General features: G+C 64.3%; 11 protein-coding genes and 5 tRNA genes. 13 read left to right on the top strand and 3 right to left on the bottom strand.

Annotated elements, in window-relative coordinates:
* Positions 1-83: 83 nt before the first annotated feature.
* The 8 genes from clpP to J7U46_RS04875 all read left to right on the top strand — a co-directional run bounded on the left by clpP (position 84) and on the right by J7U46_RS04875 (position 5320).
* On the top strand, positions 84-692 hold the full coding sequence (clpP, locus tag J7U46_RS04910) for an ATP-dependent Clp endopeptidase proteolytic subunit ClpP (protein ID WP_282823703.1): 609 nt from the start codon (positions 84-86) through the stop codon (positions 690-692).
* Between the two features lie 114 nt (positions 693-806).
* On the top strand, positions 807-2072 hold the full coding sequence (gene clpX, locus J7U46_RS04905) for an ATP-dependent Clp protease ATP-binding subunit ClpX (RefSeq protein WP_282823702.1): 1266 nt from the start codon (positions 807-809) through the stop codon (positions 2070-2072).
* A 92-nt stretch (positions 2073-2164) separates the two neighbouring features.
* Positions 2165-4576 (top strand): endopeptidase La, encoded by a 2412-nt coding sequence (lon, locus tag J7U46_RS04900; protein ID WP_282823701.1) that lies wholly within the window; start codon positions 2165-2167, stop codon positions 4574-4576.
* A 129-nt stretch (positions 4577-4705) separates the two neighbouring features.
* A tRNA-Gly gene (locus tag J7U46_RS04895) sits at positions 4706-4781 on the top strand.
* A 79-nt stretch (positions 4782-4860) separates the two neighbouring features.
* Positions 4861-4934 (top strand) — tRNA-Cys (locus J7U46_RS04890).
* An 8-nt stretch (positions 4935-4942) separates the two neighbouring features.
* Positions 4943-5018 (top strand) — tRNA-Gly (locus J7U46_RS04885).
* Between the two features lie 49 nt (positions 5019-5067).
* Positions 5068-5143 (top strand) — tRNA-Gly (locus J7U46_RS04880).
* 90 nt (positions 5144-5233) lie between these two features.
* A tRNA-Leu gene (locus J7U46_RS04875) sits at positions 5234-5320 on the top strand.
* A 20-nt stretch (positions 5321-5340) separates the two neighbouring features.
* Here the strand turns inward: J7U46_RS04875 and J7U46_RS04870 are convergent.
* The gene (locus tag J7U46_RS04870; RefSeq protein ID WP_282823700.1) at positions 5341-5913 is read right to left on the bottom strand and encodes a GGDEF domain-containing protein; all 573 of its coding nucleotides are present in this window, start codon (positions 5911-5913) and stop codon (positions 5341-5343) included.
* 94 nt (positions 5914-6007) lie between these two features.
* Complete coding sequence (locus tag J7U46_RS04865) at positions 6008-7309, bottom strand: amidohydrolase family protein (protein WP_282823699.1); 1302 nt, start codon at positions 7307-7309, stop codon at positions 6008-6010.
* 122 nt (positions 7310-7431) lie between these two features.
* Here J7U46_RS04865 and J7U46_RS04860 point away from each other — a divergent pair, with 122 nt between their 5' ends.
* Entirely contained in the window at positions 7432-8715 is a 1284-nt protein-coding gene (locus tag J7U46_RS04860) for an MFS transporter (RefSeq protein WP_282823698.1), read from the top strand.
* Positions 8716-8725: 10 nt separating this feature from the next.
* Here the strand turns inward: J7U46_RS04860 and murI are convergent, their stop codons facing one another.
* A complete protein-coding gene (gene murI, locus J7U46_RS04855) occupies positions 8726-9517 on the bottom strand; it encodes a glutamate racemase (RefSeq protein ID WP_282823697.1) in 792 nt (263 codons plus the stop codon).
* A 186-nt stretch (positions 9518-9703) separates the two neighbouring features.
* Here murI and J7U46_RS04850 point away from each other — a divergent pair, with 186 nt between their 5' ends.
* From J7U46_RS04850 to J7U46_RS04835, 4 genes are all read left to right on the top strand, one after another.
* Positions 9704-10453 (top strand): electron transfer flavoprotein subunit beta/FixA family protein, encoded by a 750-nt coding sequence (locus tag J7U46_RS04850; protein ID WP_282823696.1) that lies wholly within the window; start codon positions 9704-9706, stop codon positions 10451-10453.
* A gap of 1 nt (position 10454) precedes the next feature.
* Positions 10455-11387 carry an FAD-binding protein gene (locus tag J7U46_RS04845; RefSeq protein ID WP_282823695.1) on the top strand — a complete coding sequence of 311 codons (933 nt, stop codon included), beginning with the start codon at positions 10455-10457 and terminating at the stop codon, positions 11385-11387.
* A gap of 77 nt (positions 11388-11464) precedes the next feature.
* Positions 11465-13252 (top strand): acyl-CoA dehydrogenase, encoded by a 1788-nt coding sequence (locus J7U46_RS04840; protein ID WP_282823694.1) that lies wholly within the window; start codon positions 11465-11467, stop codon positions 13250-13252.
* Between the two features lie 23 nt (positions 13253-13275).
* A complete protein-coding gene (locus J7U46_RS04835; protein ID WP_282823693.1) occupies positions 13276-14232 on the top strand; it encodes a nitronate monooxygenase family protein in 957 nt (318 codons plus the stop codon).
* Positions 14233-14292: the final 60 nt, after the last annotated feature.

Here is a 14292-nt window from a genome sequence, read left to right as displayed (position 1 = left end):
CCCCACCTGTCGTTTCCGGCAAGGGCATTGGCGAGCGGACATAATCCGGCCAGCAATGCGATGTTTCTAATTCGAGGATTTACATGAGCGCGCTTGAGACAAGCAACCTGGGCATGGTGCCCATCGTCATCGAACAGTCGGGCCGCGGCGAGCGCGCTTACGACATCTACAGCCGTTTGCTGCGCGAGCGCGTCATCTTCCTGGTCGGCCCGGTCAACGACGCGGTGGCCAATCTGGTGGTGGCCCAGTTGCTGTTCCTGGAGAGCGAGAACCCCGACAAGGACATCAACCTCTACATCAACTCGCCGGGCGGCAGCGTCTCGGCGGGCATGTCGATCTTCGACACCATGAACTTCATCAAGCCCCAGGTCTCGACCCTGTGCATGGGTATGGCGGCCAGCATGGGTGCGTTCCTTCTGTCGGCCGGCGCCAAGGGCAAGCGCTTCGCCCTGCCCAACTCCAAGATCATGATCCACCAGCCTTTGGGCGGCGCCCAGGGACAGGCCACCGACATCGAGATCCATGCGCGCGAGATCCTCAAGACCCGCGAGCAACTGAACCGCATCCTGGCGGAGCGCACGGGCCAGAGCCTGGAGAAGATCCAGCTTGATACCGAGCGCGACTACTTCATGTCGGCCGACGAGGCCGCCAGCTATGGCCTGATTGACCAGGTCATCACAAAACGCCCCTGAAACCCGCGTTTTGGTGCCAACTGGTGCCGGCTAAGGGCCCTTTTCTGCAAAAGGGCCCTATCTCCATTTGAACTATCATCAGTTCAGGCAGTCCCTGAAGGTTTGAGCGAATCCATGGCCGAGAAAAAAGGCAACTCCAGCGAAAAAGTCTTGTACTGCTCTTTCTGCGGCAAGAGCCAGCACGAGGTGAAGAAGCTGATCGCAGGCCCCTCCGTGTTCATCTGCGATGAATGCATTGAGCTGTGCAACGACATCATCCGCGACGAAGCGCCGGCCGAGACGCCGCAGGCGCGCGCCAGCAAGTCTGACCTGCCGGTGCCCAGCGAGATCAAGGCCAGCCTCGACAACTACGTGATCGGCCAGGACGTGGCCAAGCGCACGCTGTCGGTCGCGGTCTACAACCACTACAAGCGCCTGCGTCACATGACGGGCGCCAAGGACGGCATCGAGCTGTCCAAGAGCAACATCCTGCTGATCGGGCCCACGGGCTCGGGCAAGACGCTCTTGGCGCAAACGCTGGCCCGCTTGCTGAACGTGCCTTTCGTGATCGCCGACGCCACCACGCTGACCGAAGCCGGTTATGTGGGCGAGGACGTCGAGAACATCATCCAGAAGCTCTTGCAGAACTGCAATTACGACGTTGAGCGCGCGCAGCGCGGCATCGTCTACATCGATGAAATCGACAAGATCTCGCGCAAGGCCGACAACCCCTCGATCACCCGCGATGTGTCGGGCGAGGGCGTGCAGCAGGCCTTGCTGAAGCTGGTCGAAGGCACGATGGCTTCGGTGCCTCCGCAAGGCGGCCGCAAGCACCCGAATCAAGACTTCTTGCAGATCGACACGACCAACATCCTGTTCATCTGCGGGGGCGCGTTTGACGGACTTGAGAAGGTGATCCAGAACCGTTCCGAGAAGTCGGGTATCGGTTTTGGCGCCACGGTCAAGAGCAAGAGCGAGCGTCGCGTGTCCGAGGTGTTCCGCGAGGTGGAGCCGGAAGATCTGATCAAGTTCGGCCTCATTCCCGAACTGGTGGGCCGCCTGCCGGTGGTCGCCACGCTGGGCGAACTGACCGAAGACGCGCTGGTTCAGATCCTCACCGAGCCGAAGAATGCCTTGCTGAAGCAGTACCAGCACCTGTTCTCGATGGACGGTGTGGAACTCGAAGTGCGTCCCTCGGCCCTCAGCGCCATCGCCCGCAAGGCCTTGGCCCGCAAGACCGGCGCGCGCGGCCTGCGCTCCATCATGGAGCACTCGCTGATCGACACGATGTTTGAATTGCCCGCCCTCGATGGCGTGGCCAAGGTGGTCCTGGACGAGCACAACATCGAGGAGGATGCCAAGCCGCTGCTGGTCTATCGCGAGTCGAAGGCCAGCGCCTGAACCCCAACCGCATCGAAAGCCGCCCAGCCCCCGAGCGCTGACTTGCAATTGTTCTCTCAGGCCTCAGATCGGTCTGAGAAAGAGAGGTTTTCATGTCCGGTCATCCTGTACTGCCCGCTGAACCCATCACCCTGCCGCTGCTGCCGCTGCGTGACGTGGTGGTGTTTCCGCACATGGTGATTCCGCTGTTCGTCGGCCGCCCCAAGTCGATCAAGGCCCTCGAAGCCGCGATGGAAGCCGGCCGCCAGATCATGCTGGTGGCCCAGAAGGCTGCCGGCAAGGACGAGCCCAAGCCCGAAGACATGTTCGAGGTGGGTTGCGTTTCCAGCATCCTGCAGATGCTCAAGCTGCCCGATGGCACCGTGAAGGTGCTGGTCGAAGGCCTGCAGCGCGCCACCACTCAGCAAATTACCGATGGCGAGGAGCACTTCAGCGCAGACGTGCTGCCGATCCCGCCCGAGGTCGACACCAAGCCCGAGGTCGAGGCGCTGCGCCGTGCTGTGACGCAGCAGTTCGACCAGTACGTCAAGCTGAACAAGAAGATCCCGCCGGAGATCCTCACATCCATCGCTGGCATCGACGATGCCGGCCGCCTGGCCGACACCATCGCTGCGCACCTGCCGCTGAAGCTCGATGCCAAGCAGGCTGTGCTGGATCTGTCCGAAGTCACCAAGCGGCTCGAGAAGCTGCTGGACCTGCTCGAGCATGAGGTTGACATCCTGCAGGTGGAAAAGCGCATCCGTGGCCGCGTCAAGCGCCAGATGGAGAAGAGCCAGCGCGAGTACTACCTGAACGAGCAGGTCAAGGCCATCCAGAAGGAACTGGGCGACGGCGAAGACGGTGCCGACATGGAGGAGCTGGACAAGAAGATCCAGGCTGCTCGCATGCCCAAGGAAGCGCGCAAGAAGGCCGACGCGGAGCTGAAGAAGCTCAAGCTGATGTCGCCGATGTCGGCCGAAGCCACGGTCGTGCGCAACTACATCGACACCCTGGTCGGCCTGCCCTGGAGCAAGAAGACCAAGATCAAGCACGACCTCTCGCATGCCGAGGACGTGCTGAACGAAGACCATTACGGCCTCGACAAGGTCAAGGACCGCATCCTCGAATATCTCGCGGTGCAGGCGCGCGTCGACAAGGTCAAGGCTCCGATCCTGTGCCTGGTCGGCCCTCCGGGCGTCGGCAAGACCTCGCTCGGCCAGTCGGTGGCTCGCGCCACCGGTCGCAAGTTCGTGCGCATGGCCCTGGGTGGCGTGCGTGACGAAGCCGAGATCCGCGGCCACCGCCGTACCTATATCGGCTCGATGCCGGGCAAGGTGCTGCAGTCGCTGTCCAAGGTCGGCACGCGCAATCCACTGTTCCTGCTCGACGAGATCGACAAGCTGGGCATGGACTTCCGTGGCGACCCGTCGTCGGCCCTGCTGGAAGTGCTCGACCCTGAGCAGAACCACACCTTCGGCGACCACTACATCGAGGTCGATTTCGACCTGAGCGATGTGATGTTCGTGGCCACCTCGAACTCGCTCAACATCCCGCCGGCGCTGCTGGACCGGATGGAAGTGATACGCCTGTCGGGTTACACCGAGGACGAGAAGGTCAACATCGCCCAGCGCTACTTGCTGCCCAAACAGCGCAAGAACAATGGCGTCAAGGACGAGGAGATGGACGTCACCGAGTCGGCCATCCGCGGCATCATTCGCTACTACACCCGTGAAGCCGGCGTGCGCTCGCTGGAACGCGAGATCTCCAAGATCTGCCGCAAGGTGGTGAAGAGCCTTGCGCTGAAGGCCATCGAAGGCCAGGCGGTAGTCACCGACGAGAACCTGAACGACTTCCTGGGCGTGCGCAAGTACGACTTCGGCCGCGCCGAGAAGACCAACCAGGTCGGCCAGGTGGTCGGTCTGGCCTGGACCGAAGTGGGCGGCGATCTGCTGACCATCGAAGCCACGGCCATGCCGGGCAAGGGCAACATCATCCGCACCGGTTCGCTGGGCGACGTGATGAAGGAATCGGTCGAGGCGGCCCGTACGGTGGTGCGCTCACGCGCTCGCCGCCTGGGCATCAAGGACGAGCTGTTCGAGAAGCGCGACGTGCACGTTCACGTGCCCGATGGCGCAACGCCGAAGGACGGCCCTAGCGCAGGCGCCGCGATGACGACGGCCTTTGTCTCGGCCCTGACCGGCATCCCGGTCCGTGCGGACGTGGCAATGACCGGTGAAATCACCTTGCGTGGTGAAGTGACGGCCATCGGTGGCCTGAAGGAAAAGCTGCTCGCCGCTCACCGCGGTGGCATCAAGACCGTGATGATCCCGGAAGAGAACGTCAAGGACCTGCAGGACATCCCTGAGAACGTCAAGAACCAGCTCGAGATCGTGCCGGTGCGCTGGATTGATCGTGTGTTGGAGGTGGCGCTCGAATCGATGCCTGTGCCCTTGTCCGATGAAGAACCGGCCGTGGCTGCCAAGGCGGAAGCGGCCGTGGTTACGCCTCCGGCTGCGACTCATTGAGATTGACCAGCGCAAGACTCCCAAGTCTTGCGCGAGGCCTGAAATTCGGTATAGAATAGCTGCTTCAGCAAACGGCGCTGGATCTAAAAAGTCAGCGCCAAGCTTGCAAAAGCAGTGTTGAACACTTAAGCGGGTGTAGCTCAGTTGGTAGAGCGCGACCTTGCCAAGGTCGAGGTCACGAGTTCGAGCCTCGTTACCCGCTCCAGGCACATAGATGGGAAGCCCAGGCTTCCCATTTTCATCAGCACCACCAGATGTTGATGAGTTGTTTTGATGGATTCTCTGGCGCGGTAGCAAAGCGGTTATGCACCGGATTGCAAATCCGTGTAGGTCGGTTCGACTCCGGCCCGCGCCTCCAGAAAACATGCGGGTGTAGCTCAGTTGGTAGAGCGCGACCTTGCCAAGGTCGAGGTCACGAGTTCGAGCCTCGTTACCCGCTCCAGAAAACCGGTTCGCACCGGGTTTGGCGACACCAAATCGTCAGACGAAATGCGGGTGTAGCTCAGTTGGTAGAGCGCAACCTTGCCAAGGTTGAGGTCACGAGTTCGAGCCTCGTTACCCGCTCCAGTTGGAGTAGAAAAAGGGAAGCCCATGTGGCTTCCCTTTTTTGTTTGCATTTACCGGCGACGGTGATAATGCCGCAGGTCTTCGCGCGCAGCCCGGGTGGTGAAATTGGTAGACGCAGCGGACTTAAAATCCGCCGGCCGCAAGGTCATACGGGTTCAAGTCCCGTCCTGGGCACCATCAATGCAGGCCGAATGGCCTCACAAGCTGGGCCAGACGTCCGCTTGCACTTCCAGCCGCAAATGCCAGTCCGACGGCAGCGTGCCCGCCCAGACCAAGTTGCTGTGCGGTGGCAAGCGGCGCTTGGCGAAGGTCATGCGTGCGTCGGCCAGCGCCAGCAAGGTATTGGCCTGCCAGCCCTGATTGGGTGGGCTCGAGGCCGCGCCGACCGTCACGGTCAGCGGACGCAAGCCACCCAACTGTGCCAGCGCGCTGGCGATACGATCCCTCAGGCGTTCGCCCAGGTCGGCCGCAGCGCGCAGGCCGGTGTCGGGCAGTATCACGACGAACTCGTCGGCGCCCATGTAGGCCAGGCTGGCGCCACGCGGCAGCAATTGCTGCAGCAGCATGGCGAACTGTGTCAGCACCTGCTGGGCCTGTTCCGGCCCATGCTCGTCCTGATAGTCCTTGAAATGGTCAATGTCCAGGGTCAGCAGCGCCAGCGGATGGCCTGAGCTGCGGGAGGCCTGGGCCACGGCTTCGAGCGCCTCGTGCATGGCGGGTCGGGTCAGGACACCGGGCACGGCTCGCAGATCGGCATGTGCAATGGTCATGGGGATGCTCGGCTGTGGCGATGCCCCATGCTAGTCAGGCGGCATGCGGTCGCGCATGCTCCTTATCCCTCGGTCACGAGGATCCTGGCGCGGATCAGGGTTTGGGGCGGACAGCCTTCACCACCTCGCCACCCTTCATCACGAAGTCGACCTGGGTCAGGCGACTCACATCGGCCAGCGGATCCATGCTCATTGCAATGAGGTCGGCGAACTTGCCAGCCTTCAGGCTGCCGACGCGGTCATCCCATGCCATCAGCTTCGCCGCCTTGATCGTGGCGGCCTGGATGGCCTGCATGGGCGTCATGCCGTACTTGACCATGTAGGCGAACTGCTTGCCGTTGTCGCCATGCGGGTAGACGCCAGAATCGCTGCCGAACGCCATGGTTGTGCCGGCCTTCCAGGCCTTGGCAAAGCTGTCGCGCTGGGCCTGGCCGATCTGGCGCTCCTTCTCGATGGACTCGGGCAGCATGCCGGCCTTCTCGCCCTCGTTCAGGATGTAGTCGTCGTTGTAGATGTCGAAGACGAGGTTGGTGCCATGGGCCAGCGCGAGCTTGATGCCTTCGTCATCGATCAGGCTGACGTGCTCGACGGAATCAACGCCGGCCTTGATGGCCTCGGTGATGCCGCTCGCACCATGCGCATGCGCGGCCACCTTGCGGCCGAGCTTGTGGGCCTCCTGCACGATGGCGACCATCTCCTCAGGCGTGTATTGCAGGGCACCCGGCGTGTCGCCCTTGCTGAGCACGCCGCCGGTGGCGCAGATCTTGATCAGGTCGGCGCCGTACTTGACCATCTCGCGCACCTTGGCGCGCGCGGCCCAGGGGCCGTCGGCGACACCGCGGCCGGTGAACTTGTAGTCGGGCGGCAGCAGGTTGTCGTCGCAATGGCCGCCCTGGATGCCGAGGGCGTAGGCCGAGACCTGCATGCGCGGGCCAGGGAAATCGCCGTCGTTGATCGCATCGCGCAGGGCCACATCGCCGAAGCCACTGGCGCCTACGTTGCGCACCGTCGTGAAGCCGGCCATCAGCGTGAGCTTCGCTGCTCGCACGCCGTAAAGCGCAGCGCGGGTGTCAGAAATGCCAAGCTGCGAATAGCCTTGCTGCTTGGCATCCACTGTCAGATGGGTATGAACGTCGATCAGGCCGGGCAGCACGGTGCTGCGGCTCAGGTCTATCACCTGCGCACCCGCTGGAATCGCCAACTGGCCGGCTGCGCCCACCGCCTTGATCTTCTCGCCCTGCACCAGCAGCACCTGGTCGCTGAGCACACGGCCCGCTTCGACGTCGACCAGGCGGCCAGCCTTGATGGCGAGTACCGGAGGTTCGGCGGCCCATGTGGTGGCGGACAGAAGTGCAAGCGCGAGGGCCGCGAGACGGCTGGGGTTGGGCAGGTGCATGACGGAGGTCCTGAATGGCTAGCGGGAGATGATAGTGGCGCGCCTGCTATGCCACACTGCGGGCCGCGCCGCCGGGGGCGCCGTAGAGATCGATCTGCCAAGGATCTGCCAAGGAGTTGCGCGTGGGACTGTTTGACCAAGACTTGCTCAACGACGGCGTGAAGAAGCGCGAGGTCTTTGGCTGGTCCATGTATGACTTCGCCAACTCTGGCTACACGACGGTGGTGCTCACGGCGGTCTACAACGCCTACTTCGTCGGCGTGATCGCCGAGAACAGCCCGTCTGCCACCTTGCTGTGGACACTGCTGATCGCGGCTTCCAGCCTCATCGTGATGCTGACCATGCCGATGATTGGCGCCCATGCGGACCGCCATGCGGCGAAGAAGCGCCTGCTTCTGATCAGCACCGCGGGCTGCGTGGTCAGCACCATTGGCCTCGGGCTCGCGGGTCGCGGCGAGCTGTGGGGGGCAGGTCTTGCCGTGGTGATCTCCAACTGCTGCTACTCGTATGGCGAATCGCTGATCGCCTCCTTCCTGCCGGAGCTGGCGCGGCGCGATGCGCTGGGCCGTGTCTCGGGCTGGGGCTGGGCCTTCGGCTATTTCGGCGGCATGTTGTCGCTGGGCCTGAGCCTGGCCTATGTGCTGCATGCGCAGGCCAACGGCATTCCGGCGACCACCTTCGTGCCCATCACCATGTACATCACGGCCGGCGTCTACGCGCTGGCGGCCGTGCCCACCTTCCTGCTGCTGTGCGAGCGGTCGCAGCCCAATGACAAGCTGCCCGAGGCCTCAGGCCTCGCGCACCTCTGGGCCTCGTGGCAGCGCGCGCGGGCCTATCCGGAGTTTCTGCGCTTCTTGGCCTGCGGCACCAGCTACCAGGCCGGCATCTCGGTCGTGATCGCGCTGGCCGCGGTCTATGCCGAGCAGGCGCTCGGATTCAAGCAGTCAGAGACCATGGCCCTCGTGTTCCTGGTCAACATCGCCTCGGCCGTCGGCGCTTTCGGCTTCGGCTACTTCGAGGACCGCGTGGGCCACAAGCGTGCCCTCGGCATCACGCTCGCGGGCTGGATCCTGATGGTGAGCCTGGCTTACCTGGCCACCGGGCCGGCGCTGTTCTGGCTGGCGGCGATGATTGCTGGCTTGTGCATGGGTTCCAGCCAGAGCTGTGGCCGCGCGCTGGCGGGCAGCTTTGCGCCGGCTGCGAGCCTCGGCGAGTTCTTCGGCCTGTGGACCTTCGCCACGCGCCTGGCCGCCATCATCGGCCCCATGAGCTACGGCCTGATCACCTGGATGAGCGGCGGCAACCACCGTTTGGCGATTCTCGGCACAGGCCTGTTCTTCGTGCTGGGCTGGCTGATCCTGCGCGGCATCGACATGGAGCGCGGCATGGCCCGCGCTGCCGACTAGATCGCCAAGCTCAGACCGCCACGGCCTCGACGGCCAGATCGCCCCAGCCCAGGACCTGTTGCACGAAGCGCTGCAGGCTAGCGGCGTCGCCCGTGGTCTGCAGCCGCATGCTGGCGCCGGGCGCGCCATGAGTCCAGAGCCGCTCGGCCTGCTGGGCCACGGCGGTCTCGATGTTGAGCAACTGCACCTGCGGACCGAGGGCTGCCTGCAACTGCGTCTGGACCAGCGGGTAGTGTGTACAGCCCATCAATACGGTGTCGACCTGCGCCTCGCGCATTGGCGCGCACAGCTCGGTGATCAGCAATTGCAACTCTGCTGAACCGAGGTCGCCGGTCTCGATCAGGTCAACCAGGCCTGGGCAGGCTTGGCTGATCACCTGGGCGTTGCCGGCATGGCGGGCCAGCAGGTCCTGGTAGCGTGCGCTGGCGATGGTGGCCGGCGTGGCAAGCACGCCGATGCGACCGCTCTTGCTGGCGGCAACGGCCGGCTTGATGCCAGGCTCGGTGCCGACGAAGGGCAGGGCGGGCCAGTGCTGGCGCAGTGTCTGGATCGCATGGGCCGTCGCCGTGTTGCAGGCAACCACGATCAGCTCCGCGCCCGAGGCCCTCAGATGCTCGGCCAAGGCCAGGCTGCGCGCCTGAATGAACTCGGGGCTGCGCTGGCCATAGGGGGCATGGGCGGTATCCGCGACGTACAACAGCGGCACCTCGGGCAGTTGGCGGCGCAGTTCGCGCAACACGGTCAGGCCGCCGAGGCCGGAATCGAAGACGCCAATGCTGGGGGAAGGGGCTGCTGAGCTCATTGAGGGCGGCAGTCTACTTGCAGGCCGACGCTCGCTGGCGCGGCCATTCTTGTGTTTAAAATCGAACGATCGTGCTATTTTTCTGCGGTGCCCGTCTCCAAAAGACATCCGGGCGACTCTGGCGGCCGAACGGTGCCCCGTAGAATCCACTTAACGTTAACGTCAATCAGGCTCTGGAGTGCTGCCATGAAGGTATTGGTCCCTGTCAAACGCGTCGTCGACTACAACGTCAAGGTGCGAGTCAAGAGTGATGGCACTGGCGTGGATATCGCCAACGTCAAGATGTCGATGAACCCCTTTGACGAAATCGCCGTCGAAGAAGCCGTCCGCCTGAAGGAAAAGGGCGTGGTCACCGAGGTGATCGCCGTCTCTTGCGGCGTCACCCAATGCCAGGAAACCCTGCGCACCGCCATGGCCATCGGCGCCGACCGCGCCATCCTGGTCGAGACCGACGCTGAGCTGCAGCCGCTGGCTGTCGCCAAGCTGCTGAAAGCCCTGGTCGACAAGGAACAGCCGCAACTGGTGGTGCTGGGCAAGCAGGCCATCGACGACGATTGCAACCAGACCGGCCAGATGCTGGCCGCGCTGACCGGCATGCCCCAAGGCACCTTTGCCTCCAAGGTGGAAGTGGCCGACGGCAAGGTGGCCGTGACCCGCGAAGTGGATGGCGGCCTGGAAACCGTGAGCCTCAGCCTGCCGGCCGTGGTCACCACCGACCTGCGCCTCAATGAGCCGCGCTACGTCACGCTGCCCAACATCATGAAGGCCAAGAAGAAACAGCTCGACATCGTCAAGCCGGCCGACCTGGGCGTGGACGTGACCCCGCGCATCAAGACGCTGAAGGTTGAAGAGCCCGCCAAGCGCGGCGCCGGCGTGAAGGTGCCCGACGTGGCCACGCTCGTGAACAAACTGAAGAATGAAGCAAAGGTGATCTGAGATGACTGCTCTCGTTATTGCTGAACACGACAACGCCTCGATCAAGGGCGCCACGCTGAACACCGTGACCGCTGCCGCCGCTTGCGGTGGCGACGTGCACGTGCTGGTGGCCGGCGCGAACGCCGCCGCCGCTGCTGCCGCTGCCGCGCAGATCGCCGGTGTGTCCAAGGTGATCCACGCCGACGCCGCCCAACTGGCCGACGGCCTGGCCGAGAACCTGGCTGCCCAGGTGATCGCCATTGCCGGCGGCTACAGCCACATCCTCTTCCCGGCCACGGCCTCGGGCAAGAATGTCGCCCCGCGCGTTGCCGCGCTGCTGGACGTTGCTCAGCTGAGCGACGTCACCAAGGTCGTGAGCGCCGACACCTTCGTGCGCCCGATCTATGCCGGCAACGCCATCGCCACGGTGCAATCGAGTGATGCCACCAAGGTGCTGACCGTCCGCACCACCGGCTTCGACCCGGCCGCTGCCACCGGTGGCTCGGCCGCCGTTGAAAGCGCCGCTGCCGCTGCTGACAGCGGCAAGAGCAGCTTCGTTGGCCGCGAGGTCACCAAGAGCGACCGCCCCGAGCTGACCGCCGCCAAGATCATCGTCTCCGGTGGCCGCGCCCTCGGCTCCAGCGACAAGTTCAATGAAGTGCTGACCCCGCTGGCCGACAAGCTCGGCGCCGCCCTCGGTGCCTCGCGCGCTGCGGTCGATGCAGGCTATGCACCGAACGACTGGCAAGTGGGCCAGACCGGCAAGATCGTTGCACCCCAGCTCTACATCGCCGCCGGCATCAGCGGCGCGATCCAGCACCTGGCCGGCATGAAGGACTCCAAGGTGATCGTTGCGATCAACAAGGACCCGGAAGCCCCGATCTTCTCGGTGGCCGACTACGGCCTCGAAGCCGACCTGTTCACGGCGGTGCCCGAGCTGGTTGCCAGCCTCTGATTTCTTGCTGAACCGAGCTTGACCGGGCGCCCGACTTCAAAGGTCGCGGCGCCCTTTTTGCATCTGGAGACAAAGCCATGAGCTACCGCGCCCCCGTCAAAGACATGCTGTTCGACATGCAGCACCTTGCCGGCCTGCAGACCCTGACCGAGCAGATCCCCGCCTTCGCTGACTACGGCGTCGACACCGCCCAGGCGGTGCTCGAGGAATGCGCCAAGCTGAATGAAGACGTCGTTGCGCCGACCAATGTGGAAGGCGACAAGAACCCGTCCTACTGGAAGGACGGCCAGGTGTTCACCAGCAAGGGCTTCAAGGAAGCCTTCCGGCAGTTCGCCGAGGGCGGCTGGCAAGGCCTGCAGCATCCGGCCGAGTACGGCGGTCAGGCCCTGCCCAAGACCATCGGCGCCGCCTGCGGCGAGATGGTCAACAGCGCGAACCTGAGCTTCGCCCTGTGCCCGCTGCTGACCGACGGCGCTATTGAAGCGCTGCTCACGGCCGGATCCGACGAGCAGAAGTCCACCTACATCCCGCACCTGATCGACGGCAGCTGGACGGGCACGATGAACCTCACCGAGCCGCAAGCCGGCTCGGACCTGGCGATGGTGCGCACCCGCGCCGAACCGCAGGCGGACGGCACCTACAAGATCTTCGGTACCAAGATCTTCATCACCTATGGCGAGCATGACATGGCCGAGAACATCGTCCATCTGGTGCTGGCCCGCGTGGTCGGCGCGCCCGAAGGCGTGAAGGGCATCAGCCTCTTCATCGTGCCCAAGTTCATGGTCAATGCCGATGGCTCGCTGGGCGCGCGCAATGATGCGCACTGCGTCTCCATCGAACACAAGATGGGCATCAAGGCGAGCCCCACGGCTGTCCTGCAGTTCGGTGATCACGGTGGCGCCGTGGGCTACCTGATCGGCCAGGAAAACCGCGGCCTCGAATACATGTTCGTGATGATGAACGCGGCCCGCTTCGGCGTGGGCGTGCAGGGCATCGCCGTGGCCGAGCGCTCGTACCAGCATGCCGTGGCCTATGCGCGCGACCGCGTGCAGTCGCGCCCGGTCGATGGCTCGAAGCCGGCAGCGGCCACCATCATTCACCACCCCGATGTACGCCGCATGCTGATGACGATGCGCGCGCTGACCGAGGGCTCGCGCGCGATGTCCATCGTCGCGGCCGCGGCGTATGACGCGGCCCATCATCATGACGATGCCGAGACGCGCAAGCAGAACCAGGCCTTCTATGAATTCATGGTGCCCCTGGTCAAGGGCTACAGCACCGAGATGAGCCTGGAGGTGACGGACCTCGGCGTGCAGGTGCATGGCGGCATGGGCTTCATCGAGGAGACCGGTGCGGCTCAGTACTACCGCGATGCCAAGATCCTGACCATTTACGAGGGCACGACGGCGATCCAGGCGAATGACCTGGTGGGTCGCAAGACCACGCGCGACGGCGGCAACTTGGCCAAGGCCGTGGCCGGTCAGATCGAGAAGACCGAGGCCGAGCTGGCCCAGCGCGACTCGGCGGCAGCCAAGTCCGTGGCCAAGCGCCTGAAGGCGGCCCGTGAGGCCTATCTGGAGGCGGTCGATTTCATCGCCGCCAATGGCAAGGGCAATCCGAACGCGGCCTACGCCGGCTCGGTGCCCTACCTGATGCTGGCCGGTAATCTGGTGGCCGGCTGGCAGTTGGCGCGCTCGCTGATCGTGGCTGAAGACAAGCAAGCCGAAGACGCCGAATTCATGGCCGCCAAGATCGCCACGGCGCGTTTCTATGCCGAGCACATCCTGCCGCGCTGCGGCGCGCTGCGCGATGCCATCGTCGAGGGCGCCGACAGCGTCACGGCCATGGCCCTGGACTCCTTCTAAGCCTTCAAGACCCGGAGCTGTACGTGGCCCTGCCTCCCATCCTGCAAAACCTGCCCCTGCCCATCATCGGCTCGCCGCTGTTCATCATCAGCAACCCCAGGCTGGTGATTGCCCAGTGCAAGGCCGGCGTCGTCGGCTCGATGCCGGCGCTCAATGCGCGCCCGGCCGAGCTGCTCGAAGAGTGGTTGATCGAGATCACCACCGAGCTGGCCGCCTACAACGCGGCCAACCCGGACAAGCCCGCCGCGCCGTTCGCGATCAACCAGATCGTGCACAAGAGCAATGACCGGCTCGAGCACGACATGGCCCTGTGCGCCAAGTACAAGGTGCCCATCATCATCACCAGCCTCGGCGCGCGTGAAGACGTGAACGCGGCCGTGCATGGCTGGGGTGGCATCGTGCTGCACGACATCATCAACAACAAGTTTGCCAAGAAGGCGATCGAGAAGGGCGCCGACGGCCTGATCGCCGTGGCCGCAGGCGCTGGTGGCCACGCCGGCGTGAAGAGCCCATTCGCGCTGATCCAGGAAATCCGCGAGTGGTTCGATGGCCCGCTCGCACTGTCGGGCTCGATGGCCACCGGCGACGCGGTGCTGGCAGCGCAGGCCATGGGCGCCGACTTCGCGTACATCGGTTCTGCCTTCATTGCCACCGAAGAAGCGCGCGCGCCGGCCGAGTACAAGCAGATGATCGTTGACAGCAACAGCGACGACATCGTCTACAGCAGCCTGTTCACCGGCGTGCATGGCAACTACCTGCGTGGCTCCATCGTGGCCTCCGGCATGGACCCAGAGAACCTGCCCGAAGGCGATGTGAAGACCATGGACTTCGGCGGCGCTGGCGCCAAGAAGGCCTGGAAGGACATCTGGGGCAGCGGCCAGGGCATTGGCGCCGTGCGCGAGGTGGTGCCGGCGGCTCAGCTGGTCGCGCGCCTGGCCCGCGAGTACCAGGCGGCGCGCCAGCGCCTCAGCCTGGGCTGAGACCTCGCCGCCAGCCCCTGGGGCCGGCGATACTTCCCACTGCCGGCGCCTTGCCGGTGG

Origin of the sequence: Pelomonas sp. V22, from assembly GCF_030014915.1 — a bacterium.
Taxonomy (GTDB): domain Bacteria; phylum Pseudomonadota; class Gammaproteobacteria; order Burkholderiales; family Burkholderiaceae_C; genus JAUASW01.
The sequence above is the reverse complement of the archived record's forward strand: the minus strand, read 5'-3'. Positions and strand labels throughout refer to the sequence as shown.